The 25,726-nt window shown below is 72.2% G+C and carries 19 protein-coding genes; 12 read left to right on the top strand and 7 right to left on the bottom strand.

What is annotated here, in order from left to right:
* Positions 1-7: 7 nt before the first annotated feature.
* Genes cydC through M1D46_RS00960 form a run of 3 tightly spaced genes read right to left on the bottom strand, consistent with a single transcriptional unit; the run spans position 8 to position 6,128 of the window.
* The gene (gene cydC, locus M1D46_RS00970; RefSeq protein ID WP_456286301.1) at positions 8-3,496 is read right to left on the bottom strand and encodes a thiol reductant ABC exporter subunit CydC; all 3,489 of its coding nucleotides are present in this window, start codon (positions 3,494-3,496) and stop codon (positions 8-10) included.
* A complete protein-coding gene (gene cydB / locus M1D46_RS00965; protein ID WP_456286300.1) occupies positions 3,493-4,530 on the bottom strand; it encodes a cytochrome d ubiquinol oxidase subunit II in 1,038 nt (345 codons plus the stop codon). Before cydB ends, cydC begins: the two co-directional genes overlap by 4 nt.
* 20 nt (positions 4,531-4,550) lie before the next feature.
* Positions 4,551-6,128: a cytochrome ubiquinol oxidase subunit I gene (locus M1D46_RS00960; protein WP_456286299.1), complete on the bottom strand. Its 1,578-nt coding sequence runs from the start codon at positions 6,126-6,128 to the stop codon at positions 4,551-4,553.
* A gap of 164 nt (positions 6,129-6,292) precedes the next feature.
* Between M1D46_RS00960 and M1D46_RS00955 the strand changes: the two genes are divergently transcribed.
* Together M1D46_RS00955 and M1D46_RS00950 are read left to right on the top strand one after the other, a co-directional pair.
* Entirely contained in the window at positions 6,293-6,652 is a 360-nt protein-coding gene (locus tag M1D46_RS00955; protein ID WP_271173019.1) for a BlaI/MecI/CopY family transcriptional regulator, read from the top strand.
* An 11-nt stretch (positions 6,653-6,663) separates the two neighbouring features.
* On the top strand, positions 6,664-7,476 hold the full coding sequence (locus M1D46_RS00950; protein WP_456286297.1) for a M56 family metallopeptidase: 813 nt from the start codon (positions 6,664-6,666) through the stop codon (positions 7,474-7,476).
* 3 nt (positions 7,477-7,479) lie between these two features.
* On the opposite strand, the gene M1D46_RS00945 is transcribed toward M1D46_RS00950, so the two are convergent.
* Positions 7,480-8,454, bottom strand: coding sequence for a LacI family DNA-binding transcriptional regulator (locus tag M1D46_RS00945; RefSeq protein WP_456286296.1), 975 nt, complete (start codon positions 8,452-8,454; stop codon positions 7,480-7,482).
* Between the two features lie 105 nt (positions 8,455-8,559).
* Here M1D46_RS00945 and M1D46_RS00940 point away from each other — a divergent pair, with 105 nt between their 5' ends.
* Positions 8,560-10,779, top strand: coding sequence for a beta-glucosidase (locus M1D46_RS00940; protein WP_456286295.1), 2,220 nt, complete (start codon positions 8,560-8,562; stop codon positions 10,777-10,779).
* A 270-nt stretch (positions 10,780-11,049) separates the two neighbouring features.
* Here M1D46_RS00940 and M1D46_RS00935 read toward each other — a convergent pair whose 3' ends face one another.
* The 3 genes from M1D46_RS00935 to M1D46_RS00925 form a co-directional block, all read right to left on the bottom strand.
* Positions 11,050-12,228: an ROK family transcriptional regulator gene (locus tag M1D46_RS00935; protein WP_456286294.1), complete on the bottom strand. Its 1,179-nt coding sequence runs from the start codon at positions 12,226-12,228 to the stop codon at positions 11,050-11,052.
* An 86-nt stretch (positions 12,229-12,314) separates the two neighbouring features.
* Entirely contained in the window at positions 12,315-13,325 is a 1,011-nt protein-coding gene (locus M1D46_RS00930; RefSeq protein WP_282978857.1) for an ABC transporter permease, read from the bottom strand.
* Positions 13,322-14,797 carry a sugar ABC transporter ATP-binding protein gene (locus M1D46_RS00925; protein ID WP_421075229.1) on the bottom strand — a complete coding sequence of 492 codons (1,476 nt, stop codon included), beginning with the start codon at positions 14,795-14,797 and terminating at the stop codon, positions 13,322-13,324. Before M1D46_RS00925 ends, M1D46_RS00930 begins: the two co-directional genes overlap by 4 nt.
* Positions 14,798-14,952: 155 nt before the next feature.
* Here M1D46_RS00925 and M1D46_RS00920 point away from each other — a divergent pair, with 155 nt between their 5' ends.
* The 9 genes from M1D46_RS00920 (at position 14,953) to M1D46_RS00880 (ending at position 25,726) form a co-directional block, all read left to right on the top strand.
* Positions 14,953-16,005, top strand: coding sequence for a substrate-binding domain-containing protein (locus M1D46_RS00920; protein WP_271173013.1), 1,053 nt, complete (start codon positions 14,953-14,955; stop codon positions 16,003-16,005).
* 176 nt (positions 16,006-16,181) lie between these two features.
* A complete protein-coding gene (locus tag M1D46_RS00915; protein ID WP_324013655.1) occupies positions 16,182-16,946 on the top strand; it encodes a sugar phosphate isomerase/epimerase family protein in 765 nt (254 codons plus the stop codon).
* Between the two features lie 83 nt (positions 16,947-17,029).
* Positions 17,030-18,097, top strand: coding sequence for a Gfo/Idh/MocA family protein (locus M1D46_RS00910; RefSeq protein WP_456287140.1), 1,068 nt, complete (start codon positions 17,030-17,032; stop codon positions 18,095-18,097).
* A complete protein-coding gene (locus tag M1D46_RS00905) occupies positions 18,087-19,169 on the top strand; it encodes a Gfo/Idh/MocA family protein (protein ID WP_324013656.1) in 1,083 nt (360 codons plus the stop codon). The genes M1D46_RS00910 and M1D46_RS00905 overlap by 11 nt, the downstream gene beginning before the upstream one ends.
* 17 nt (positions 19,170-19,186) lie before the next feature.
* Positions 19,187-20,200, top strand: coding sequence for a sugar phosphate isomerase/epimerase family protein (locus tag M1D46_RS00900; protein ID WP_282978854.1), 1,014 nt, complete (start codon positions 19,187-19,189; stop codon positions 20,198-20,200).
* Positions 20,201-20,330: 130 nt separating this feature from the next.
* The gene (locus M1D46_RS00895; RefSeq protein ID WP_456286293.1) at positions 20,331-21,806 is read left to right on the top strand and encodes a C-glycoside deglycosidase beta subunit domain-containing protein; all 1,476 of its coding nucleotides are present in this window, start codon (positions 20,331-20,333) and stop codon (positions 21,804-21,806) included.
* A 159-nt stretch (positions 21,807-21,965) separates the two neighbouring features.
* The gene (locus tag M1D46_RS00890) at positions 21,966-23,258 is read left to right on the top strand and encodes an ABC transporter substrate-binding protein (RefSeq protein ID WP_456286292.1); all 1,293 of its coding nucleotides are present in this window, start codon (positions 21,966-21,968) and stop codon (positions 23,256-23,258) included.
* A gap of 177 nt (positions 23,259-23,435) precedes the next feature.
* Positions 23,436-24,725, top strand: coding sequence for an ABC transporter substrate-binding protein (locus M1D46_RS00885; protein ID WP_271173006.1), 1,290 nt, complete (start codon positions 23,436-23,438; stop codon positions 24,723-24,725).
* Between the two features lie 26 nt (positions 24,726-24,751).
* The gene (locus M1D46_RS00880) at positions 24,752-25,726 is read left to right on the top strand and encodes a carbohydrate ABC transporter permease (protein ID WP_271173005.1); all 975 of its coding nucleotides are present in this window, start codon (positions 24,752-24,754) and stop codon (positions 25,724-25,726) included.

The raw sequence follows: 25,726 nt of genomic DNA, 5'->3' as shown, positions 1-25,726 counted from the left end.
CACGGCACTACTCTCGCACGGACCCCAGCTGCACGACCGCGTCATCGGGACGACGGTCGTCGGCCCGGTGCGACACGAGCACGACGACGCGATCCGCGGTCGCACCGCGGACATCCGCCATCATCGCGGCGGCCGTCGGGGCGTCGAGGTGCGCGGTCGGCTCGTCGAGCAGGATGACGTCGGCGCGCGCGAGGAGCGCGCGGGCGACCGCGAGGCGCTGGCGCTCGCCGCCGGACAGGGCGGAGCCGCCCGCTCCCACCCGCGTCGCGAGCCCGTCGGGCAGCGCGTCGAGGAGAGCGCCGAGACCGGCCAGCGCGAGGGCGTCGTGCAGCGCCGCGTCGTCGGGCGCGTCGTCGTGCGCGCGGGCGAGCAGGAGGTTGCCGCGCAGCGTCGAGTCGAAGACGTAGGCGTCCTGCGGGCACCAGGCCACACGCGAGCGCCAGGCGCGCTCGTCGAGCGACGGGAGCGGCGCCTCGTCGGCGCGGATCTCGCCGTGCGCCACCGGGAGGGCGCCCATGATCGCCGAGAGGAGGGTCGACTTGCCCGATCCTGACGGGCCTTCGAGGACGAGCCAGCGTCCGCGTGCGGCCCGGCCCGAGACATCCGTCACGGCGGGGCGCGATGTGCCGGGGTACCGGACGGCGACGTCGTCGAGCGCGACCGAGACGACGGGCTCCGCGAGGGCGCCGTCGCCCCACGGCGCGGATGGGGCGGGCCGCAGCACGGGCGCGAGGCGGCGCACGACCGCGCGCAGGGCGGGCAGTCGGTGAGCGGCCGTGACGAGGCCCGCGATCGGCTCGAGCACGGCGAGCGCGAGCAGCGCGATGACCGACACCTGCTCGGCCGGCGAAGCGGGGGAGAGGAGCGCGACCGTGCACGCGAGGGTCGACGTCGCCGCCGTGACGACGGCGCCGCCGAGCCCCGCGGCCCAGGCGGCGCGGCGCTCGGCCTGGGCGAGGCGCGCCGCGGCGGCGTCGAGCTCCGCGAGAGCCGCCCCGGAGGCGCCGTTCCCCCGGAGATCGGCGGACGCCGAGGCGAGGGCCGACGTGCCGCGGACGATCTCGGAGCGGGCGGCGACGCGTGCGCGGCCCGCCCCCCGCTCGGACGCGATCGCGAGCGCGGCGGCGACGGCGGCGGCCGCCGCGAGCACGACGAGGACGAGCAGGGCGAGGTGCGGCACGACGAACCAGGTCGTGACGGAGGCGCCGAGGATGACGAGGACGCCGACCGCGAGCGGTGCGACGACGCGGGGGAGCTGGTCGCGCAGGTCGTCGGAGAGCGTCACGAGGTAGTCGACGGGCGCCCCGCCCTCGAGGAGACGGCGGGAGCCCGCGCCGCGCGCCGCGATCGCGCGCCACAGTCGCAGACGCAGGTTGTCGACCGTCCGGAACGCCGCGCTGTGCGTCATGAGGCGCTCGGCGTAGCGGCCCACGGAGCGCCCGATGCCGAACGCCCGCACGCCGACGATCGCGACGAGGAGGTACATGATGTACTCCTCGACGCTCGCCCGGACGATGAGCCATCCCGAGACGGCCGTGAGCGCGAGCCCCAGTCCCGTCGCGATGACGCCGAGCCCGACGGCGCCCGCCCACGCCGCGAGGTGCGGCCGGATGAGGGAGGCGAGCGTGACGCCATCCGCCGGCCCATCCGCCGGGTCGGCCGGGGCCGGGGCCGCCTCATGCATGTCTCGGTTGTTGCGGGTGACGGCGCCCGTTTCTGTCGTCGAGTGAGACATGCTGACCGGGGCGGCGGTCGCCGGGGCGTGCGGGGCGGCAGCTCCGCCGACCGGAACCGTCATCGTCGCGAGGGCGAGCGTCTCGGGCTCGTGGCTCGCGAGCACGACCGTCGCGCGCGCGGCGCGACGCAGGATGGCCGCGCGCACGCGCTCCGCCGCGGCGCGGTCGAGGTGCGCGGTCGGCTCGTCGAGCACGAGCAGACGCGCGCCCGCGTCGACCCGGGCGAGGGCGCGCGCGACCGCGAGACGACGCAGCTCGCCGGGGCTGAGCTCGGGGATCGCGGCCTCGGCGACGTGTGCGAGACCGAGCTCGGCGAGAGCGGCTTCCGGGTCGGGCGCGCCGTGCAGCGCGAGCTCCGCCCGGGGCGTGGCCGCGAACGCGCGCGCGGCCTGCGGGGCCCAGCCGGCGCCATCCGCCCCGGTGATGGTCCCGGTGACCTCGGCGTCCGCGGGGAGCGTCCCGGTCAGCGCGGCGAGCAGCGTGGACTTGCCCGAGCCGCTCGGCCCCGCGACCGAGACGATGCCCGACAGCTCGGCGTTCAGCCCCTCGATCACGGGCCGATCGCGCCCCGCGTACCGCACGGCGACGTCCTCGAGCCGCACCGGGGGCAGGGGACTCCGTCGAGAGCAGGACGATTCGGGCATCCGCGTCCTGATCTCGGCGGATTCTCCTGCGGTGGACGAGGGGGAAGGGGCGGATGTCGCGGCGGGCTCCGCGCGCCCCCGCGAGCGGATGTCGCGCGCGAGCGGGCGCGCGAGGAGCGCCTTCGCGCGCTCGAGCGCGGCGAGGCCGTCCTGCGAGGCGTGGAACGCCGTGCCGACCTCGCGCAGCGCCGCGTAGCACTCGGGCGCGAGGATGAGGGCGAGCAGCGCCGGCTCGAGCTCCATCGTCCCGTCGAGAAGCCGGAGCCCCAGGAACACGGCGACGATGGCGACCGAGATCGTCGCGATGAGCTCGAGTGCGAGCGCCGACAGGAACGCCCAGCGCAGCGTCTCCTGCGTGCGCGCACGGTAGGCGCCCTGGATGCCGTCGAGGGCGCGGGTCTGCTCCTCGACCCGGCCCAGCCCGACCAGCACGGGAAGGCCGCGCGCGAGCTCGGCCAGGTGATCGGCGAGACGGGTGAGTGCCGACAGCGCCGCGTCGGTCCGCTGCTGCGTGTGCCGGCCGATGAGGATCATGAACAGCGGCACGAGCGGCACCGTGAGGACGACGACCGCGGCGCTCAGCCAGTCGGCGCCGAGGATCCGCAGGCCCACGATGAGGGGCACGACCGCGGCCGCGATGAGCGCGGGCAGCGACTGCACGCAGTAGTCGTCGAGGTCGTCGAGCCCGTCCGCGGCGAGGACGGCGGTCCCGCCGCCGTCGACGTCGCCCGCGGCGATGCGGCGCCAGAGCCGCGCGCGCAGGTCGCGCTTGACGTCCGACGCGATGCGGCGCGCCGCGACCGAGGTCGCCCACTCCGCGCCGGCCCTCAGCAGCGCGCCTGCGAGGCCCGCGGCGAGCACGGCGCGGATGGCCGCGGCATCGAGGCCGCCCGCCGCGAGGCCGCCGATCCCGCGGGCGACCGCGTCGGCGATGAGCACGAGGCCCACCGCCCGCAGCGCCGCGAGCACACCGAGCGCGACGAGCCGCGCGCGCGGCACGGGGCCGAGGTCGGGCCGCCGGAACCCGGGGGCCGCTGTCGCGCGCGCGGCCTCGATGGCCCACGGATCGATGCCCGGCTCGCGGATGGCCCGCGCGCGGGCCGCAGGGGCGGTCACCGCGCGCGCAGGGCCGCGGGGAGCACGACGTGCGCGTCGGGGATCATGCCCGGCGTCACGCGCTTGCGGAAGATCCAGTAGCTCCACGCCTGGTAGAGGATCACGACCGGGAGGCCCACGCACGCGACGACCGTCATGACCCCCAGCGTGTACTCGCCGCTCGCCGCGTTCCAGACCGTGAGGTCGAAGGCGGGGTCGACCGTCGACGGGAGGACGCGCGGGAACACGCCCGCGAAGATCGCGCCCGCGCCGAAGAGGCCGAAGCCGGCGTAGCCGAGGAACGCCCGCCCCTCGCGGCGGCGGCGCGCGTTCGCCCATCCGAGCACCGCGGCGACCACGGCGAGGCCGACGAGCGTCCACGAGAGGGGCGTCCCGCCGTGGGCGAGCTGCACCCACAGGGCCCAGATGGCCGCGGGTACGAGGCAGAGCGGCGCCCAGCGCGCGGCGAAGCGCCCCGCGCGCTCGCGCACCGGACCATCCGCCTTGAGCCCGAGGAAGGTCGCCGCGTGGGCGAGGGCGAAGCCGACGACCGCGAGACCCCCCACGATCGCGGGCAGGGTCAGCCAGACGAACGGCCCGCCGACGCGATCGCCGTTCTCGTTCAGGGGCAGCCCGGTCGACGTGAGCGCGAGCGCTGCGCCGACGCAGAACGCGACGACGATCGAGCCGACGCCGATGCCGTAGGTCCAGATGCGGGCCCAGCGCGCCGTCGCGACCTTGCCGCGGTACTCGATCCCGACCGCGCGGACGATGAGGCCGAGCAGCATGATCGTGAGCGGGAGGTAGAGCGCGGAGAAGAGCGACGCGTACCAGTGCGGGAAGGCCGCGAAGATCGCCGCGCCCGCCGTGATCAGCCACACCTCGTTGCCATCCCACACGGGGCCGATCGTGTTGAGCATGACGCGGCGATCGCGGTCGTCGCGCGTGCCGAGGATCATGTGCATCCCGACGCCGAGGTCGAATCCCTCGAGCAGCAGGTAGCCGGTCCACAGGATGGCGATCGCGATGAACCAGAAGACGGGGAGCGTGTCCATGGGGGTTCCTCTGCAGTCGGTCAGTAGGCGAAGGCGAGCACGTCGTCTCGCTGCGCGTCGTCGTCGGGATGGTCGTCGTCGCGCGGGTGGGACAGCTCGGGCATCGCGCTCGCGACGCCTCCGCGCACGTACGTGGTGAGGAGGAAGAGCTCGACGACGAGGAGCACGGCGTACACCGAGGCGAGCGCGATCACGGAGAAGAGGAGCTCGCCGGCGGTGACGCCGGGCGAGACCGCCGCCGCCGTGAACATGAACACCCCGTCGACGCCGGTGGCGTCGGGGTTCGGCGCCACGACGAACGGCTGGCGGCCCATCTCGGTGAAGATCCAGCCGGCGATGTTCGCCGCGAACGGCGCGAGGATGCCGAGCAGGGCGAGCCGCATGATCCACGGCGAGCGCGGGACGGTGCCCTTGCGGGTCAGCCACAGCGCGACGACCGCGGCCGCCGCGACGATCCCGCCGAGCCCGATCATGAGGCGGAAGCCCCAGTAGGTCACCCACATGACGGGCACGTACTCGACCTCGCTGCCCGCGCGGTCGCCGTAGAGCGCGTCGTCGGGGATCGTCTCGCCGTACTGGTCGACGTACTGCGGCTCGAGGTCGCTGATGCCGGGCATCTCGGCGCCCCACTCGCCGGTGCCGAGGAAGCCGAGCACGCCGGGCACCTCGATGAGCGTGACGACGTCGGAGCAGTCGCGGGAGCCCGGGTCGCCGAGGGAGAGCACCGAGAAGGCCGAGCCGGTGTGGCAGGCCGCCTCGGCGGCGGCCATCTTCATCGGCTGCTGCTCGTACATGAGCTTGCCCTGGATGTCGCCGGTCAGCACCGTGCCGCCGAACCCGAGGATCGCGACGACCGCGCCGATCCGGAGCGACCACAGCCACACGCCGTGGTCCTTCTCGTCGCGACCGGGGACATCGGCTCGCCCGACGACCACGCGGCCGTCGGCGCCGACCGTGTCGATGCCGTCGTGGCGGCGGCGCCAGAGGTGGTACCAGGAGAGGCCGAGGAGGAACATCCCCGAGACCACGAGCGCGCCGAAGATCGTGTGGGTGAAGGCCGCGATCGCGGTGTTGTTCGTGAGGACGGCCCAGATGTCGGTCATGACGGGGCGGCCGTCGGCGCCGAGCTCGACGCCGACGGGGTGCTGCATCCAGGAGTTCGCGACGATGATGAAGTACGCCGAGGCCCACGAGCCGATCACCGCGCACCACAGCGCGGCGAGGTGGAGTCCCTTGCGCAGCCGCCCCCATCCGAAGATCCAGATCCCGAGGAACGTCGATTCGGCGAAGAAGGCCAGCAGGCCCTCGAGCGCGAGCGGGGCGCCGAACACGTCGCCGACGAAGCGCGAGTACTCGCTCCAGGCCATCCCGAACTGGAACTCCTGCACGAGGCCGGTCGCGACGCCGACGATGAAGTTGATGAGGTAGAGCTTCCCCCAGAACTTCGTCATGCGCAGGAAGCGCTCGTCGCCCGTGCGGACCCACGCGGTCTGCAGCACGGCGACCGTCATGCCGAGCCCGAGCGTGAGCGGGACCATGAGGAAGTGGTAGACGGTCGTGATGCCGAACTGCCAGCGGGCGATGTCGAGGACGTCCACGCGCGTTCTCCTTCGGGAGGTGTGGGCCGGACGCCGCGTCCGGCCGGAACCAATTCTACGCCGTGTAGAACTAGTTCGACAGAGCATAGAAGAAATTCGACCGGGGGTAGAATTGGCGCAGGCGGTCGGATGGCGCGGCCGCGACACGAGGCGAGGAGGTGCGCATGGGAACGCTCGGCGAACTCGAACGCGCCGTCATGGATGCGGTGTGGGACGCGCAGATGCCCATGACTGCGTATGACGTCAAGGAGCAGCTCGAGCAGGATCAGGGGCGCGCGCTCGCCGCGACGACCCTGCTGACCGTGCTGTCCCGTCTCGAGAAGAAGGGCTTCGTGGCCTCCGACCGATCGGTGCGCCCGCACCGCTACACGGCCGTCGCCTCGCGCGCCGACCACGTCGCGGAGCTCATGCACGAGGTGCTCGGCGAGTCGGCCGACCGGATGGCCGTGCTCGAGCGCTTCGTGGGCGGGGTCTCCGACGAGGACGCGGCGGTGCTGCGCAAGCTCCTGCGCGGCGGGGTCTGATCGAGCCGCCCGTGACGCGCATCGGAGCCGTCGTCGGATCCGGGCTCGACGGCGCCCTCGTCATCCCCCACGAGACGATCGTGTGGGGAGCGGTCGTCCTCGGCCTCTTCGCCCTCGCCCTCGCGTGGCCCGTTCCGTTCGCGTTCTCCCGCGCGGCGTGGCCCATGCGGGCTCCCGTCGTCGCGCTGCTCCTGTGGCAGGCGATCGGCCTCGCGGGTGGACTGTCGATGATCGCGGCCCTCGCGCTCGCCGGATATGCGGTCGCCCCCGGCCATCCGCTTCTCGCGCTCGTGCCCGCCGCCGCGTTCACGGTGTACCTGCTCGCCCACCTCGGCGTGACGATCGCGCAGGTGGTCCGGCAGCGGCGGCGCCACCACGCCCTCCTCGACATGCTGACGTCGCCGCACCCCACCCGCGCCCGCACGCGCGTGCTCGACGACGCCGTCCCCGTCGCCTACTGCCTGCCGCGCGGCGTCGGCTCGGTCACCGTCCTGTCGCAGGGGCTCCTCGACCGGCTCGACCCGGACGAGCTCGTCGCCGTCATCGCGCACGAGCGCGCGCACGTCGAGCAGCGCCACGACCTGCTGCTGCTCGCGTTCCGGGCATGGCGTGCCGCGCTGCCGTGGTTCCCCATCGCGGCCCTCGCCGAGGCGGAGGTCGCGGCGCTCGTCGAGATGCTCGCCGACGACCATGCGCGCCGCGAGGTGCGCGACGAGGTCCTGGCTCGGGCCATCCTGCACGTGGGTGCGACGGGTGTCTCCGGCGCCGAGGTCGTGTCGGGCTCCACGCGCGTGAGCGACCGCTTCCGCCGGCTCGCGGCGTAGGGCCTACGCCGACTCGCGCACGACGACCCGCGGCGCCGTGCGGGGGAGCACGGGCTGCTCGCCCGCGAGGATCGCATCGATCGTCGCGAGGTCGACGTCGGCGTCCGCCACGTCGCCCTGGGCGACGGTCGTCAGCTGCGGGAACGTGCGCCGCGCGACCGGGAGGTCGTCGATGCCCATGACCGCGAGCTCATCGGGAAGCGCGATGCCGGCGCGGCGAGCGGCGCCCAGCACGCCGACCGCGACCTCGTCGTTGTAGGCGGCGACGGCCGTGACGCCCTCGTCGCGCAGGCGCCGCAGCTCACGGGCGAGCGGCTCCTGGTCGAGCAGCGGGATGGCCGTGAGCACGACCCCGTGCCGTGCGGCAGCCGTGCGGGCGCCGGCCAGCCGCAGCTCCGACAGGCCCGCGAGCTCGGGCTCGGGCGGCGCGACGTAGGCCACCGAGCGGTGCCCGCGGCCGGCGAGGTGCGCGACCTGCACCTCCGCGATGTCGCGGATCCCTGCGCTCGACGGCGTGGCGAAGACCCGCGCGACGCCGGCCTCGCGGATGCGTCGGATGATGTCGTCGGAGAGCTCCCCGAGCGCGAGCACGGTGGTCGGGTGCAGGCGCCGCGCGAGCGTCACGAGAACCTCGCCGCCGGCGTCGGCGCCCGTGTACTGGTTCACCACCGGCACGTATCCGCGCTCGACGAGCGCCCTCGAGAGCGTGCGGGTCGCCGTCGCGACGAGCTCGCCCGGCGGGATGGTGCTCGTGTCGATCACGACGATCCCTGTGCTCCCGGATGCCAGCGCGCGAGCGTGCACGCTCGGCACGTACCCGAGGTCGGCGGCGGCCTGCAGCACGCGGCGGCGCGTCGGCTCGGGGATCGTCTGGCCCGGGGTGTCGTTGAGGACGTAGCTCACGGTGGCGCGCGAGACGCCGCTCGCGCGCGCCACATCGGCGGCGGTGACGCGGCCGGCTCGTCGGGAGGTGGTCATGGGCGTCCTTGCTTTCCGAGGAGGATCCCGATACATTCAACCCTACACTGAAGCGCGTAAGTGATCTCGGAGCCGAGGTCGCCGCGGACGAGAAAGGCCTCCCTGATGCACGCAGCCGTCTCCCGACTCTCCCTCGACGAGAAGATCTCCCTGCTCACGGGAGACTCGTTCTGGACCACGCGCGGTGTCGAGCACGCGGGCGTGGAGGGGGCGGTCCTCACCGATGGCCCGCACGGCGTCCGCCTGCAGATGGGGAGCGCCGACCACCTCGGCATCAACGACAGCCACCCCGCGACCTCGTTCCCGACGGCCGCGGCGACCGGCTCGACGTGGGACCCCGAGCTGCTCGAGGAGATGGGCGAGGCGCTCGGACGGGAGAGCCGGGCGCTCGGCGTCGACGTGCTGCTCGGACCCGGTGTCAACATCAAGCGCTCGCCGCTGTGCGGGCGCAACTTCGAGTACTTCTCCGAGGATCCGCTGCTCGCCGGGGCGCTCGGCGCCGGATGGGTCCGCGGGCTCCAGGCGCAGGGTGTCGGGGCCTCGCTCAAGCACTTCGCGGCGAACAACCAGGAGACCGAGCGCATGCGCGTGAGCGCCGAGGTCGACGAGCGCACGCTGCGCGAGATCTACCTTCCGGCTTTCGAGCGCGTCGTGAAGGAGGCCCAGCCGGCCACCGTCATGTGCGCGTACAACCGCATCAACGGCACCTACGCGTCGGAGCACCGGTGGCTGCTGACCGACGTCCTCCGCGACGAGTGGGGCTACGACGGGTACGTCGTGTCGGACTGGGGCGCCGTGAGCAACCCGCCCGCGGCCGTCGCTGCGGGTCTCGACCTCACGATGCCGGCGGCCGGCCCCCGCCACGCCGCGGACATCCGTGCGGCGCTCGACCGCGGCGACCTCGACGAGGCGGTCATCGACCTCGCGGTTTCGCGCATCCTGACCGTGCACGACCGCCTCCGTGCGGCACGGGGCGAGACTCCCGCGGTCGATCATGACGCGCACCACGCTCTCGCCCGCCGGATCGCGGCCGAGAGCACCGTCCTCCTCGCGAACGAGGGCGGCATCCTGCCGCTGTCGGCCGATGAGGGATCGATCGCCGTGATCGGCGAGTTCGCCCGGTCGCCGCGCTACCAGGGCGCCGGGAGCTCGCACATCCAGCCCACGCGCCTCGACGCCGCGCTCGATGCCATCCGCGAGGTCGCGGGCGACGTGTCCTTCGCCGCGGGCTTCCGCCTGGACGGCGAGGCGGATGCCGCGCTCGTCGACGAGGCGGTCGCAGCGGCCCGCGCCGCCCGCACGGTCGTGCTGTTCCTGGGTCTCCCCGCCGAGGACGAGTCCGAGGGGTTCGACCGCACGCACATCGACCTTCCGCGCGTGCAGCGCGACCTCCTCGACGCCGTCCTCGCCGTCAACGAGCGCGTCGTCGTGGTGCTCTCGAACGGCTCCGTCGTCTCGCTCGGCGGCATCGTCGGCCGGGCCCCGGCCATCCTCGAGATGTGGCTCGGCGGACAGGCGTCCGGCTCCGCCGCCGCCGACGTGCTCTTCGGAGTCGCCGAGCCGGCGGGGCGCCTCGCCGAGACCATCCCGCTGCGCCTGGCCGACAACCCCGCGCACGTGAACTTCCCCGGCAGCCCGAAGAAGGTCGTGTACGGCGAGCGGGTCTACGTCGGGTATCGCTGGTACGACCGCACCGAGCGCGAGGTGGCCTTCCCGTTCGGATTCGGGCTCGGCTACACGACGTTCGAGCTCACGGATGTCGCGGTGTCGGTTCCCGACGCGGGTCGCGCGCACGCCGTGGTCGAGGTGACGGTCTCGAACACGGGTGCGCGCGACGGCGCCGAGGTCGTGCAGGTCTATGTCGGCGACCCCGAGGCGTCGGTCGACCGGCCGGTGCGCGAGCTGCGCGCCTTCCGGAAGGTGCGCCTCGCGGCGGGGGAGTCGACGCGCGTGCGGCTCGAGCTCGACGAGCGTGCATTCGCCTTCTGGGGTGAGACGGGCTGGACCGTCGAGCCCGGCGCGTTCACGGTCGAGGTCGGCACGTCGTCGCGCGACATCGTCGCGACGACCGAGATCGAGCTCGACGTGCCGCCGGTCGTGCCCGAGCTCGACCTGGAGTCGACGATCGGCGACTGGCAGCGTCATCCGGTCGGTCGCGGCGTGCTCGAGAGCGCGCTCGCGGCGCAGGGCGGCGCGTCGGCGGCGATCTTCGCCGACCCCGAGATCAGCCGGATGATGGAGTCGATGCCGCTGCGCACGATGCTCGGCTTCGGCGGCGAGGTCGACGGGACGGCCGCGACCGAGGCGCTGCTCGCCCAGCTCTGAGTCGCCGCCAGGGCCGGCCCAGGTCGCAGTTGGCGTCCTCAAACCGCCGGTTTTCGGACGCGAAGTGCGACCTGGGCAGATGGGCCTTCGTCGGGGTCGCAGTCGGCGTCCTTAAACGGCCGGTTTTCGGACGGCAACTGCGACCTGGACAGATGGCGCTTCGTCGGGGTCGCAGTCGGCGTCCTTAAACGGCCGGTTCTTGGACGGCAACTGCGACCTGGACAGATGGCGGAGGTCCGGAGGGACGGATGGCGGCCGTCCGGTGGGCGGTCAGGCCGGGGCGAAGGCGGTCGAGAGGCCGGCGGGCGAGAGCGCGTGCTCGACGGCGAGGATGCTCGCGCCGATCACGGCCGCCTTCGACGCGGCGGTCGACTGCACGATCGTGAGGTGCTCGGTCGCGAGCGGGGTGGAGCGCGTGTAGACGATCTCGCGCACGCCCGCGATGAGGTGCTCGCTCACGCGCGCCATCGACCCGCCGATCGAGATGACCGAGGGGTTGAGGAGGCTGACCGACGCGGTGAGCACCTCGCCGATGTCGCGCCCGGCCTGGCGCACCGCCTGGATGGCCTCGAGGCTGCCGTGCTTGACGAGGGCGACGACATCGTCGCCCGTGTGCGCCTCGACGCCCTGGTCGCGCAGGGTGCGGGCGATCGCGGGCCCCGACGCGAGCGCCTCGAGGCACCCGTGGTTGCCGCAGTGGCACGGGACGTCGACGCCGCGCGCAACTCGCACGTGCCCGATGTCGCCCGCGATGCCCTGTGCTCCGCGCTGCAGCCGGCCATCCGACACGATGCCCGCGCCGATGCCGGTCGCGACCTTCACGAAGAGGAAGTGGTCGACGCCCGGCCACGCGACCGCGCGCTCGCCGAGCGCCGAGATGTTGACGTCGTTGTCGACGAGCACCGCGACGGGGAAGTGCCGCTGCACCCACGCCGGGACGTCGAAGCGATCCCACCCCGGCATGATCGGCGGATTGACGGGCTGCCCGGTCGAGTGCTCGACCGGGCCGGGCAGGCCGATCCCGATCGCGGCGACGTCGGCCGACGACCGCTCGGTCTCGTCGAGGAGCCGCTGCGCCGACTCGACGAGCCACGTGAGCACCGTTTCGGGGCCCTGCGCGATCTCGACGCGCTCGCTCGCCTCGGCGAGGATGGCGCCGGTCAGGTCGGTGATCGCGACGTTCGCATGCGACGCGCCCAGGTCGGCGGCGACGACCACCTTCGCGGACGGGTTGAGTGCGAACTGCGACGGCGGGCGTCCTCCCGTCGAGACGGCGTCGGCGACCGCCGTGATGAGCCCCATGCGCATGAGCTCGTCGACCCGCGCGGCGACCGTCGACCGCGCGAGCCCCGTCGACTTGGCGAGCTCGGCGCGCGTGCGCGGCACGCCGTCGCGGAGCAGCTGGAAGAGGTCGCCGACGTCGGCGCGCCCCGTCGGGCTATCGGACATGCGCACTCACCTTCTCGCGCCGTCAGAAGTCGGCCGACTTCTGCCGTGATCCGTCATCCTACGTGCCGGTGTCGGCGGAAGCCGCGTCAGCTGCTGCGCGACGGCCGCCCGGCGAAACGCTGCTGGAGCAGCACCGCGATGACGATGATCACGCCCTTGGCGACCGCCTGCGTCGACGAGGACAGGTTGTTCTGCACGAAGACGTTGCTGAGCGTCGCGAAGATGAGGACGCCGAAGACCGTGCCGGTGATCGTGCCGCGGCCGCCCGTGAGAAGCGTGCCGCCGACGACGACCGCGGCGATCGCATCGAGCTCCCACAGCGAGCCGTGCGTCGAGGTGCCCGCTGTCGTGCGGCCGAGCAGCATGATCGCGGCGACGCCGGCGGCCAGGCCGCTGAGCGCGTAGAGCCACATCGTGTGCCGCTTCACCGCGATGCCCGCGAGGCGCGCGGCCTCGCGATTGCCGCCGATCGCGACCGTGCGGCGGCCGAAGGTCGTGCGGTTCAGGAGGAACCAGCCGCCCGCGGCGACGACGGCGAAGATCCAGATGAGCATGTCGATGCCGAGGATGTCGATGTTGAGCGCGCGGATGAAGTCGCGATCCGACACGATGAGCGTGCGGTTGTTCGCGAGGAGCTCGGCCAGGCCGCGCGCTCCGACGAGCATCGCGAGCGTCGCCATGAACGCCACGACCTTGCCGTACGCGATCACGACCCCGTTGATGAGGCCGGCTGCGGCGCCGACGACGAGCGCGATGAGCATCATGAGCGTCCAGTGCACCGAGTCGGCGAGGTCCTGCACGGCCGCGAGCGTCGCCACGACCGAGGCCAGGGCCACCACCGCGCCCACGGAGAGGTCGATCCCGCCCGCGATGATGACGAAGGTCATCGCGATGCTGACCACGCCGATGATCGACGCCTGGCGCAGGATGACGAGCGCGTTGTCGAAGGTCGGGAACGTCCCGGGCGCCGTGATGGCCCCCACGACGACGAGCGCGAGGAGCGCGAGCACGAGGCCGAGGTTGCGTCCGACGGATCCCGAGAAGATGCGCCGCAGGGGCGAGGCCTGCGGCTCGGCGGCGGGGCTCTGCACGCTCATGCGGCGGCTCCTTTCATGACGAGATCGAGCACGCCGTGCTCGTCGATGTCGGATGCGGGAAGACGATCGAGCACGCGCCCGTCGCCGATGACGAGCACGGTGTCGGCGAGGCCGAGCACCTCGGGGATCTCGCTCGAGACGATGACGATCGCGGTCCCCGACGCGGCCAGCCGCCGGATGAGCCCGTAGATCTCGGCACGGGCGCCGACGTCGACACCGCGCGTCGGCTCGTCGAGCAGCAGCACCCGGCTGCCCTCCACGAGCCAGCGGGCGAGGAGGATCTTCTGCTGGTTGCCGCCGGAGAGCGTGGCCGCCGGACGGTCGGGGTCGGCGGGCCGCAGCTCGAGGGCGTCCATCTGCTCTCTCGCGACGCGGCGCTCGGCCCGCTCGTCGAGCACGCCCCGCCGCGCGATGCGCGGGAACGTCGACAGCGTGATGTTGCGGAAGATCGGCTCGCCGAGCACGAGCCCCTGCGACTTGCGCTCCTCGGGGCTGAGGCCCATCCCGGCCTTCACCGCGGCCGTGACCGATCCGCGCGGCAGCGGGCGGCCATCCCGCTTCACCGTGCCCGCGGTCGCTCGCCGCGCCCCGTAGATCGTCTCGAGGATCTCCGAGCGACCCGATCCGACCAGCCCTGCGAGGCCCACGATCTCCCCCGCGCGCACGGAGAACGACACGTCGTCGAAGACGCCGGCCAAGCCGAGTCCCTCGACCTCGAGCAGCACCGGCGCGTCCGGCGCGATGGGCGTCGCGGGCGGGAAGACGTTCTCGACCGTCCGACCCGTCATATGGCGGATGAGATCGGCCGTGGGGGTGTCGGCGACGGAGAGGTTGCTGGCCGTGCTGCGGCCGTCCTTGAGGACGGTGATGCGATCGCCGATCGCGCGGATCTCCTCGAGCCGGTGGGTGATGTAGATGACGGCGATGCCCTGGGCGGTCAGCTCGCGCACGACGTGGAAGAGGTTGCGGACCTCCTCGGCGTCGAGCACGGCCGACGGCTCGTCCATCACGATGAGGCGGATGTCGTGCGACAGCGCGCGCGCCATGCTCACGATCTGCTTGCCCGCTGCGCTCAGCGAGCCGACCTCCGCGTGCGGCGAGATGCCGCCGTGACCGAGGCGCTCGAGCAGTCGGCGCGTCTCGCGGGCGGCATCGCGCCGCCGGGTGACGCCGCCGCGCGCGAGCTCGTGCCCGAGGAAGATGTTCTCGGCGACGGTGAGATCGTCGACGACGTCGAGCTCCTGGTACATCGTCGCGATGCCGTGATCGATCGCCGCCTGGGGGCTCGTGATCGCGATCGGCTCGCCGTTCCAGCGGATCTCGCCGGCGTCGGGCTCGTGCGCGCCGGCGAGGGTCTTGATGAGCGTGGACTTCCCCGCGCCGTTCTGGCCCAGGAGGCAGTGCACCTCGCCCGGGAGCACGTCCAGGTCGACCCCGCGCAGGGCCTGCACTCCCGCGAAGCTCTTCTCGATTCCGCGGACCGAGAGTAATGACGCGGCGTGGTCGTCTTTGATCACGGCTGAAACCTAACACCGCGGGGCTTCTGCTGTCGATGAGTCAGAACCTGTACAGGCGTCCGCAAGGCTGTTAGCTTGACCGCATCTGCATCACGTTTCAAGGAGGAGACATGGGCACAGTGCGCACGCGCGCAGGACGCGCTGCGGTCGCGGGGATGGCGGCACTCGCGACGATCGGCCTGCTCGCCGGGTGCACCAGCGACGGCGACGAGGGCGAGGGCGACGTCGTCGACCAGGGCACGACGAGCGACGAGAACGCCGAGGAGGGCGACACGGTCGTCATCGGATGGTCGGGGCCGGAGGCCGATCACGGCTGGCTGGGCGCGATCAACTCCGGCGCGCTCGCCGCGGCTGAGAGCTTCGGCGACGTCGAGCTGCGGCAGGCGGAGGGCACGAACGACGCGAGTCAGCAGATCGCGGCGGTCGAGCAGTTCATCAACGAGGGAGTCGACGCCATCGTCCTGCTCCCGACGGATGGCGCCGCGCTCACCGAGGTCGCGATCCAGGCCATGGAGGCGGGCATCCCGGTCATCAACGTCGACCGGGAGTTCTCGAGCACGTTCGCCTCGCGCGTCACCATCCTCGGCGACAACTACGGCATGGGCGTGAGCGCCGGCACCTACATCTGCGAGGAGCTCGAGGGGCAGAGCGACGCGGTCGTCGCCGAGATCGCGGGCATCGACTCCCTCCCGCTCACGCAGGACCGGTCGCAGGGCTTCGCCGACGCCCTCGAGGACTGCGGTCTCGAGGTGTCGGCCCGCGTGGCCGCCGACTTCACCGTGGCCGGCGGCGAGGCGGCGGCCTCGCAGCTGCTCTCGGCGAACCCCGAGATCGACGCGATCTGGAACCACGACGACGACCAGGGCGTCGGCGTGATGGCCGCGATCGAGGCCGCGGGCCGCGACGAGTTCTTCCTCGTGGGCGGCGCAGGCAGCGTCAACATGATGGAGCGGATCGAGGCGGACGACAGCGTCATCAAGGCCACGGTCATCTACCCCTCGACGCAGGCGGCCGACGGCATCGCGCTCGCGCGTCTCGTCGCGCAGGAGAAGACGATGAGCGATCTCGTCACGCCGAGCGTGCCGTATCGGATCGTGCTCGACGCGCCCGTCGTGACGAAGGACAACGTCGAGGAGTTCATCGACCTCGCCTTCGAGTCCTGACGGGTCGAGCCCGGAAGAGCCGAGGAGGAGGCGCCCGCGGGGGAGACGGGCGTCTCCTCCTCTGTCTGTGAACACGCAACTTTTGCTTGTTGATCGACGGAAGTCCTGATACCGTCGGGGACGCGCCTGCGAGAGCGCGCCATCCCCCGAGACCTCACCGTCGAGAGAAGAGTCACATGACCTCTGCCCCCGCCATCGCGCTCCAGCTCTACACGATCCGAGAGGCGGTGGCCGAGGATGCGGGTGCCGCGCTCGCCCGCGCGGCCGAGATCGGCTTCGAGCGGATCGAGCTCTTCAACATCGTCGAGTGGCGCGCGCAGCTCGAGGCGGGCCTCGCCGCGCACGGCCTCACCGCTCCCACCGCGCACGCGGTGCTCTCGAGCGGCGAGCCCGAGCAGTTCTTCGAGGCCGCGCAGGCCCTCGGCGTGAAGACGCTCATCGACCCGTTCATCGCGCCCGAGCGCTGGACGAGCCGCGACGAGGTCCTCCGCATCGCCGACGAGCTCGCCGCGCACGCCGAGAAGGCGAAGGCGTACGGCCTCGCGTTCGGCTACCACAACCACTTCTGGGAGGTGGAGAACGTCTTCGACGGCGAGACGGCCCTCGAGGTCCTCGCCGGCGCCCTCCCGGCCGACGTCGGCCTCGAGGTCGATGCGTACTGGGCCGCCGTCGGCGGTGCGGACGTGCCCGCTCTGCTCACGTCGCTCGGCGACCGGGTCCGGCAGCTCCACATCAAGGACGCGCCCCTCGTCGACGGCGCGCTGAGCAAGGACCGCGAGGACCAGCTGCCTGCGGGACAGGGCGCGATCGCGTGGCAGCCCGTGCTCGCCGCCGCGCCTGCGGCCGAGCTGCTCGTCGTCGAGTTCGACGAGTACCGCGGCGACATCTTCGACGGCATCGCCCAGGGCCTCGCGGGAACCCGCGCGCTGCTCGGCGCGTGACAGCCGCCATCCCGAACCAGAGAGAAAGAGAGCGTCCCGTGAGCGGACACCACCCCGTCGGCGTCGGATTCATCGGCGCGGGGATGATCAGCGACACCTACCTCGAGCACCTCGCCCAGTTCCCCGACGTCGAGGTCGTCGCGGTCGGCGACATCGACACGGTGCGCGCGAAGGCGCAGGCCGAGAAGCACGGCGTGCCGGTGTCGGGCTCGCCCGACGAGATCCTCGCGCACCCCGATGTCGAGCTCGTCGTCAACCTGACGATCCCGGCGGTGCACGCCGAGGTGTCGCTCGCGGCGATCGACGCCGGCAAGCACGTGTGGAGCGAGAAGCCGATCGCGGTCGACTTCGCCTCGGGTCAGGGCCTCGTGAAGCGCGCCGCCGAGAAGGGCCTGCGCGTGGGCATCGCCCCCGACACGGTGCTCGGCCGCGGCGTGCAGAGCGCGCTGCGGGCGATCGCGCGCGGCGAGATCGGCCAGCCGATCGGCGCGTCGACGGCGATGATGAGCCTCGGCCCCGACAAGTGGCACCCGAACCCCGACTTCTTCTTCCTGCCCGGCGCCGGACCGGTCTTCGACATGGGCCCGTACTACCTGACGACGCTCGTCAACGTGTTCGGCTCGGTCGCGAAGGCCTCGGCCTTCGGTCTCACGAGCACGCCCACCCGCACGGTCGTCGCGGGCGACCGCGCGGGGGCGGAGTTCCCCGTGCTCGTTCCGACGCACGTCAACGCGAACCTCGAGTTCGAAGGCGGCGGAACGAGCTCGAGCATCTTCAGCTGGGAGTCGCCCCTCATGCGCATGGGCGTGGTCGAGATCACCGGCACCGAGGGCACCCTCTCGATCCCGGACCCGAACATGTTCGAGGGGCCGCTGCGGATCATCCGCGCGGGCGGCGACCCGCGCGAGCAGCAGTGGGAGGAGCTCGAGAGCGACGGCGTCGTGGGCGGCCGCGGTCTGGGCGTGATCGACATGGTGCGCGCCATCCGGGAGGACCGCCCGCACCGCGCGTCGGGCGAGATCGGCCTGCACGTGCTCGAGACGATGATCGCGATCGAGCGGTCCATCGAGACCGGCGAGACGGTCGCGGTCGAGAGCCGGATCGAGCGCCCCGCGCCGATCCCCGCGGACTGGACGCCCTATGAGCTCTGAGATCGGAGCCGGCTTCGTCGGCGGCGGGTTCATGGCCCGCGTGCACAGCCGGGCCGCGCGGGCTGCCGGCGCCCGGCTGCGCGGCATCAGCTCGTCGTCGGCCGAGCGGGCCTCCTCTGCCGCGGCCGACCTCGACATCGAGAACGCCTTCTCGGGCTACGACGCGCTCCTCGACGACCACGACGTCGACGTCGTGCACGTGTGCACGCCGAACGCGCAGCACGCCGAGCAGACGCTCGCGGCGCTCGCGGCAGGCAAGCACGTCGTGTGCGAGAAGCCGATCGCCACCACCTCGGCCGACGCGCGCCGCCTCGTGGAGGCGCAGGCCGGCTCGGGTCTCGTCGGCGCCGTCCCGTTCGTCTACCGCTACCACCCGATGGTCCGCGAGGCGCGCGCCCGCATCGCCGAGAGCGGCGAGGCCGTGCTCTCGATCGACGCGGCGTACCTCCAGGACTGGCTGCTGGGCGCCGAGGACGGCAACTGGCGAGCCGGCGCGGAGGGCGGCGCATCCCGCGCGTTCGCCGACATCGGCTCGCACCTGTTCGACCTCCTCGAGTTCGTGACGGGCGAGCGGGTCGTGAAGCTCAGCGCGCTCACCCGCACCGTCTTCGAGGAGCGCGCCGGGCATCCGGTCGCGAACGAGGACATCGCCGCCGTCCTGTTCCAGCTCTCGGGAGGGGCACCCGGCACGGCGCTCGTCAGCCAGATGGCGGCCGGTCGCAAGAACGGTCTCGTGCTCGAGGTGCACACGGGCGATGCGGCCTACCGCTTCGAGCAGGAGCGCCCCGAGGACCTGTGGATCGGCCGGCGCGACGGCTCGCTCCTGCTCCCGCGCGAGGAGGGCCTGCTCGCCCCCGACGCCGCGCGCCTGTGCCGCGTCCCCTCGGGTCACCCGATGGGGTATCAGGACGCGTTCAACGCCTTCGTGTCGGACGCATACGCCGCGACCGCGGGGGCGGAGCCCGAGGGGCTGCCGTCGTTCCGCGACGGCCTGCGCGCCGCGCAGCTGACCGAGGCCGTCGTCGAGTCCGCGCGCACGGGCGCGTGGGTCGAGACGCCGGTCGACGCATGACGACCGGAGGAGGATCCATGGCCGAGGCGCGCCATCCCGTCACGCTGTTCACCGGCCAGTGGGCCGACATGCCGTTCGAGGAGCTCGCGCGCCGCGCGGCCGAGTGGGGCTACGACGGGCTCGAGATCGCCGCGTCGGGCGACCACCTCGATCTGCAGCGGGCCGACGAGGACGACGCGTACGTGCAGTCGCGTCTCGACATCCTGGACCGCTACGGGCTCAAGGTGTGGGCGATCTCGAACCACCTCGCCGGGCAGGCCGTGTGCGACGACCCGATCGACTTCCGCCATCAGGCGATCCTGCGCGACTACGTGTGGGGGGATGGCGATGGCGAGGGCGTGCGCCGGCGCGCGGCCGAGGACATGAAGCGTGCCGCCCGCGTCGCGCGCAAGCTCGGCGTCGACACGGTCGTCGGCTTCACGGGATCGAAGATCTGGCCCTACGTCGCGATGTTCCCGCCCGTTCCCGCCGACGTCATCGACGCGGGCTACGAGGACTTCGCGAACCGGTGGAACCCGATCCTCGACGTGTTCGACGCCGAGGGCGTGCGGTTCGCGCACGAGGTGCACCCCTCCGAGATCGCCTACGACTACTGGACGAGCGTCCGGACCCTCGAGGCCATCGACCGGCGCGAGGCCTTCGGGTTCAACTGGGACCCGTCGCACATGGCGTGGCAGGGCGTCGACACGGTCGCCTTCATCACGGACTTCGCCGACCGGATCTACCACGTCGACTGCAAGGACACGCGGATCCGCCGGGCATCCGGTCGGCAGGGCATCCTCGGGTCGCACCTCGCCTGGGGCGACCCGCGGCGGGGGTGGGATTTCGTCTCGACCGGGCACGGCGACATCCCGTGGGAGGACGCGTTCCGCGCGCTCGCCGCGATCGGCTACGACGGCCCGATCTCGATCGAGTGGGAGGACGCCGGGATGGACCGGCTGCACGGGGCAGCCGAGGCGGTCGGCTACATCCGCTCGCTGCTGTGGAAGCTCCCCGAGGCGTCGTTCGACGCCGCGTTCAGCAACCAGTAGACGCATCCGGCACGGCGCCGCTCCGGGGTTCCGGGGCGGCGCCGTCGTGTGCTCCGGCGGGCTTATGTTGAAAAGCGGCGAAAGTAGGTCTACTCTCGGCGTATACGAATCCGCCGACGAAGGAGTCGCCATGCCCAACGGTCTGCTCGATGCCGCGAGCCTCCGCGTCCACCCCGACGGAGCGGCGCTCCAGCTCACCATCCCGTGGTACCGGAGCCTCTGGCTGTCCTCCGTCACGAGCCTCGCCCTCACGGTCGACGGCGAGCAGGTTCCCGAGAGCGATCTCGCCTTCGAGCTGAACGGCACGCGCTACGCGATCGCCGACCTCCCGCAGCAGAGCGACGTCCTCTGGTATCTGCAGGACCATCCGCTTCTCATCATCCGACGCGGGGCGCCGATCGCTCTCGGCGAGACGCACGAGATCGTGCTGCACGGCGAGCTGCGCCTGCCCTACATGCAGATCGCGCCGGGGCAGGACGGCGGCCCCGGGCTGTACGTGCCGAACGTCGTGCACCATGAGCTGACGCTCACGGCCACCGACCGCGACGCCGCGCCCGTCGGCCTCGAGCTCGAGGTGCCGCCGGCGCCCGAGCGATCCGATGACGACCCTTTCCGTCTCGGCCTGACGCTGTACTCCGCGAGCGCGGAGTTCCGGGCCGGCTGGTACGACTTCGACGGCCTGCTCGATCGCGTCGCCGAGCTCGGCATCGGGCCGGGCATCGAGATCGTCGCATCGCAGATGGTGCCGACCTACCCGCGGGTGTCGGAGGAGTTCGAGCGCGCGTGGCGCGCGGCGTTCGACCGGCACGGCTTCGAGGCGAGCTCGTTCGGCGCGAACCTCGACATGGGGCGTCGACGCGACCGCGACATGACGCCCGATGAGGAGTTCGAGGTCACCGAGCTGCTCTTCCGCGGCGCGAAGCGCCTCGGCTTCCCGCTCGTGCGCATCCAGTCGGCCAAGCCCGACCTGCTGCGTCGGCTGCTGCCCGTCGCCGAGGAGCTCGACCTCCGTCTCGCGTACGAGATCCACGCGCCCTCCGGGCCGAACGCCCCCGAGGTGCTGCGCATCCGCGACCTCTACGCCGAGCTCGACTCGCCCCTGCTGGGCTTCGTCGCCGACTTCTCGGCGACGATGCGGGCGATGTCGCCGACGCTGCTGCGCGCCGTGCGGCGCGCGGGCCTCGACGACGAGGCCGTCACGCGGCTGCAGGAGATCTGGGCGACGGATGAGCCCATGCGCGCACGGCAGGAGGAGTTCATCGCGTACCTGCGCGGTCGCGACTTCGACCCGGGCCGGCTCGGCTCGTTCGCCCACCTGGCCTTCAACATGCACGGCCACGTCGACCCGCGGGAGTGGGCCGACATCATGCCGCAGATCCTGCATGTGCACGCCAAGTTCTACGACATCGACGAAGCCGGCCAGGAGCCCGCGATCGACTACCCCGAGCTCGTGCGCGTGTTCGTGGAGGGCGGCTATCGCGGCTTCTGGTCGAGCGAGTGGGAGGGCCACGCGTTCGCCGAGCTCGGCGAGGTCGACCCGCTCGCCCTCGTGCGGCGCCAGCACGACCTCATCCGCGCGAGCATGCGCGCCGCGCAGCCCGCCTGAGCACGGGCAGCCCGCCTGAGCACGGGCGGCTTCCACGCGGGTGATAACCCGCATCGGAAACACTTATGTGACTTTCTGACGTAACGCGGTCATGCTGTGGACAGGAGCACCCGAGCTCCTTCCCTGCACTTCCGACGACGATGTCAGAAAGGCCAGATCATGACACAGCGCACCACGCGGCGGCTCGCCGCGATCGCCATCCCCGCCGCGGGCCTCATCCTTCTCGCAGGATGCGCGGGCGGCTCGGATGGCTCGGGCGACGGAGGCGACGACGGGGGAGAGTCCGTCGAGTTCAGCTTCATGTACGCCACCTCGAACAACCTCGAGAGCCCCTACGAGACCCTCGCGAACGAGTACATGGAGGCGCACGACGGCGTCACCATCACGACGAACCCGCTCCCGAACGACAGCTACGGCGAGACGCTCCGCACGCAGCTGCAGGCCGGCAACGCCCCCGACGTCATCCAGACCACCCCCGGATCGGGCGACCCCCGCAGCGTCGTCCCGCTCGCCGAGGCCGGTTTCCTCGAGCCGCTCGGCGACACCGCGGCCGGTCTCGTGCCCGAGGGCGCCGATGCGCTCTTCACGGTCGACGGGGAGGTCTACGGGCAGCCCATGGACTTCACCCTCTCGACGCTCGTCGTGAACATGACCGCCGCCGCGGAGGCGGGGCTCGACGACTTCCCCGCGACGACGGACGAGCTGCTCGCCTCCTGCGGCGAGGTCGCCGAGAACGGCGCGTCGCTCGTCGTGCTCGCGGGCGCCGCCGCGCCCAACGCGGGCCTCACGGCCCAGGCGATCGCTGCGACGCGCGTGTACGCCGAGACGCCCGACTGGAACGACCAGCGCGCCGCAGGCGAGGTGACCTTCGCCGAGAGCGACGGATGGCACGACGTGCTGCAGACGATCCTCGACATGAAGGACGCCGGGTGCTTCCAGCCCGGCGCCGAGGGCGCCGGCTTCGACGCCATCACGAACGGCCTCGCGCAGGGCACCTCGCTCGGGAGCTTCATCCCGTCGGGGTCGGCCGTCGAGATCGGCCGTGCCGCGCCCGACGTGGAGTGGTCCATCCAGCCCTTCCCGCCCGCTGACGGCGGCGACCCGTACCTCATCGCGAGCTCGAACTACACGATCTCGATCAACGCGGCGTCGGAGAACAAGGAGGCGGCCGCCGAGTTCCTCGAGTGGCTCGCGCAGCCCGAGCAGGCGGAGCGCTTCTCCGAGCTCTCCGGCGAGCTCCCCGTCTCCGGCATCGAGGGCCTCGACCTCACGGACACGATCTACGAGCCCGTGGCGGATCTCCTGCAGTCCGGCCACTACGCGGGGCTCCCGAACGCGTTCTGGAAGGGCGAGGTCTACGAGAAGCTCTCGAGCGGCGTGCAGGGCCTGCTCACGGGCCAGAAGACGGTCGACGCCGTCCTCGCCGACATGGACGCGGCCTGGGGCGACTGACCTGCGACAGGGGGATCGGCGGGCGGAAGCGCCCGCCGATCCCCCTGTCGGCACCGGCTTATGTCGGATATCGAAATTAGTTATGTGTGTTTTCGACCTAGGTGGTCGATACTGAAGGGGGCCCCGCACCTGGGCGGGAGCCGCAGCACTCGACGACGACGTCAGAAGGGCAACGACATGACACAGCAGCGTCGCATCATCCGGGCAGGCGCCCTCGCAGGAACCGCGGCGATCGGAGCGCTTGTGCTCGCGAGCTGCTCGACTTCCGCCGGCGGCGGCGCGGGAGACGGCCAGAGCTTCTCGCTCGCGTTCCCCGTCTCGAACGAGGCGAAGACCCCGTACGAGATCCTCGCTGAGCAGTACATGGAGGAGAACCCCGACGTCGAGATCACGATCGACAAGCTGCCCGGCGAGAGCTACAACACGACGATCCGGACCCAGCTGCAGGGCGGCAACGCCTCCGACATCTTCCTCTCCGCTCCCGGCAACGGCCAGTCCTTCAGCATCGTCCCGCTCGCTGAGGCCGGGCTCCTCGAGCCGCTCGGCGAGACGGCGACGAGCCTCATCCCCGACGGCTCGGAGCACCAGTTCGTCGTCGACGGCGCCGTGTACGGGCAGCCGCTGAACATCGCGCCCGCGGGCGTCGTCGTGAACCAGACGGCCGCCGAGGCCGCCGGCATCACGGAGTACCCGGCCGACTGGCAGGGCGTGCTCGACGCGTGCGAGACCGCGGCCCAGGCGGGCGGCTCGTACTTCGTCGTGGCCGGCTCGATCCCGCCGAACGCGGGCATGATGGCGCAGGCGATCGCCGCGACGCGCGTGTACGCCGAGGACCCCGACTGGAACACGCAGCGCGCCGAGGGCGAGGTCACCTTCGCCGACAGCGAGGGATGGCAGCAGACGCTCCAGGCGATCGTCGACATGAACGACGCGGGGTGCTTCCAGCCCGGTGTCGAGGGCGCGGGCTTCGACGCCATCACGAACGGGCTCGTCCAGGGCACGTCGAGCGCGATGTTCGGCCCGAGCGGCGTCGCGCGCGACCTCGGCGAGGCCGCGGGCGGCGAGGCGACCTTCGTCGCGCAGACGTTCCCGCCCGCCGACGCGGCCGACGGCGCGTTCGGCTACGCCAGCTCGACCTACTCGTACTCGATCCCGGCGTCGTCGAAGAACAAGGACGCGGCGAAGGCGTTCCTCGAGTGGATGGCCGAGCCCGCGCAGGCGGAGACGGTCGCCGAGGAGTCGGGCACGCTCCCGATCACGGGCTACGCGGAGATGGACTTCACCGGCACGGCGTTCGAGCCGCTGGCCGACATGCTCGCCGCGGGCGACTTCGTGCCGCTGCCGAACTCCGACTGGTCGAACCCCGCCGTGTACGACGCCCTCGGCGCCGGCGTGCAGGGTCTCCTCACCGGTCAGAAGACGGTCGAGCAGGTGCTCACCGAGATGGACACGGCCTGGGGCGAGTGACCCGGCCGGACGCGAGGGACAGGACGATGACCGCGATGCTGCAGCACGACACAGCCGACGAATCGGCGACGGAGGCCGTCGTCGTCCCCCGAAGCGGCAAGCGGCGGGGGCTGCGCCCGAAGGCGCGGCCCCGCCGCCCCGGCCTGCTGACGTTCGGGCACTGGTGGTGGGCCCTTCCGGGCATCCTCATGGTGCTCGGCATCCACTACGCCGCGACGATCGCGGGCGGCTTCTTCGCCTTCACGGACTGGACCGGCCTCGGCTCGTTCGAGTTCGTCGGCTTCGCGAACTTCGAGCGCATCTTCGGCGACCCCTCGAAGATGCTCGCGCTGGGGAACACCCTCTTCCTGGCGTTCGGCTCGGTGATCCTCACCAACGTCCTGGGCCTGGCGCTCGCCGTCGCCCTCAACCGGCTGCTCAAGACGCGGTACATCCTCCGCACGCTCTTCTTCATGCCCGTGGTGCTGAGCCCGCTCGCCGTCGCCTACATCTGGAAGTTCATCTTCGACTTCAACGGACCGCTCAACGCGTTCCTCACGGCGATCGGGATGGGCGACCTCGCGCGCGCGTGGCTCGGCGACCCGACGTTCGCGATCTGGACGATCCTCATCGTGATCGTCTGGCAGCAGACCGGGTTCTCGATGGTCATCTACGCCGCGGGCCTCGCGGGGGTCCCGGTCGAGATCGAGGAGGCCGCGACGATCGACGGAACCACGCTGTGGCAGCGGTTCTGGCACGTGACGCTCCCGGCCATCCGCCCCGCCGTCGCGATCGCGACCACGCTCGGCCTCGTGAACGGCCTCCGCATCTTCGACCAGATCATGGCGCTCACCGGCGGAGGCCCCGCCGGCGCCACCGAGACCCTCGCGACCGAGGTCTACAAGCAGGCGTTCTCGCTCGGCCAGTTCGGGTACGGCGCCGCGCTCGCCCTCGTGCTCACCGCGATCATCCTCGTCTTCGCGATCATCCAGCAGCGCGTGACGCAGGAGAAGGAGGACTGA

This window comes from Microbacterium sp. JZ70 (assembly GCF_053903225.1).
This window is presented reverse-complemented; position numbering and strand designations above follow the sequence as displayed.

Coding starts and splice junctions, on each gene's coding strand:
- cydB (WP_456286300.1), bottom strand. CDS start 4,530: ATGGACACGCTCCCCGTCTTCTGGTTCATCGCGATCGCCATCCTGTGG.
- M1D46_RS00955 (WP_271173019.1), top strand. CDS start 6,293: ATGGGAACGCTCGGCGAACTCGAACGCGCCGTCATGGATGCGGTGTGG.
- M1D46_RS00945 (WP_456286296.1), bottom strand. CDS start 8,454: ATGACCACCTCCCGACGAGCCGGCCGCGTCACCGCCGCCGATGTGGCG.
- M1D46_RS00940 (WP_456286295.1), top strand. CDS start 8,560: ATGCACGCAGCCGTCTCCCGACTCTCCCTCGACGAGAAGATCTCCCTG.
- M1D46_RS00935 (WP_456286294.1), bottom strand. CDS start 12,228: ATGTCCGATAGCCCGACGGGGCGCGCCGACGTCGGCGACCTCTTCCAG.
- M1D46_RS00930 (WP_282978857.1), bottom strand. CDS start 13,325: ATGAGCGTGCAGAGCCCCGCCGCCGAGCCGCAGGCCTCGCCCCTGCGG.
- M1D46_RS00920 (WP_271173013.1), top strand. CDS start 14,953: ATGGGCACAGTGCGCACGCGCGCAGGACGCGCTGCGGTCGCGGGGATG.
- M1D46_RS00915 (WP_324013655.1), top strand. CDS start 16,182: ATGACCTCTGCCCCCGCCATCGCGCTCCAGCTCTACACGATCCGAGAG.
- M1D46_RS00910 (WP_456287140.1), top strand. CDS start 17,030: ATGATCAGCGACACCTACCTCGAGCACCTCGCCCAGTTCCCCGACGTC.
- M1D46_RS00905 (WP_324013656.1), top strand. CDS start 18,087: ATGAGCTCTGAGATCGGAGCCGGCTTCGTCGGCGGCGGGTTCATGGCC.
- M1D46_RS00900 (WP_282978854.1), top strand. CDS start 19,187: ATGGCCGAGGCGCGCCATCCCGTCACGCTGTTCACCGGCCAGTGGGCC.
- M1D46_RS00895 (WP_456286293.1), top strand. CDS start 20,331: ATGCCCAACGGTCTGCTCGATGCCGCGAGCCTCCGCGTCCACCCCGAC.
- M1D46_RS00890 (WP_456286292.1), top strand. CDS start 21,966: ATGACACAGCGCACCACGCGGCGGCTCGCCGCGATCGCCATCCCCGCC.
- M1D46_RS00885 (WP_271173006.1), top strand. CDS start 23,436: ATGACACAGCAGCGTCGCATCATCCGGGCAGGCGCCCTCGCAGGAACC.
- M1D46_RS00880 (WP_271173005.1), top strand. CDS start 24,752: ATGACCGCGATGCTGCAGCACGACACAGCCGACGAATCGGCGACGGAG.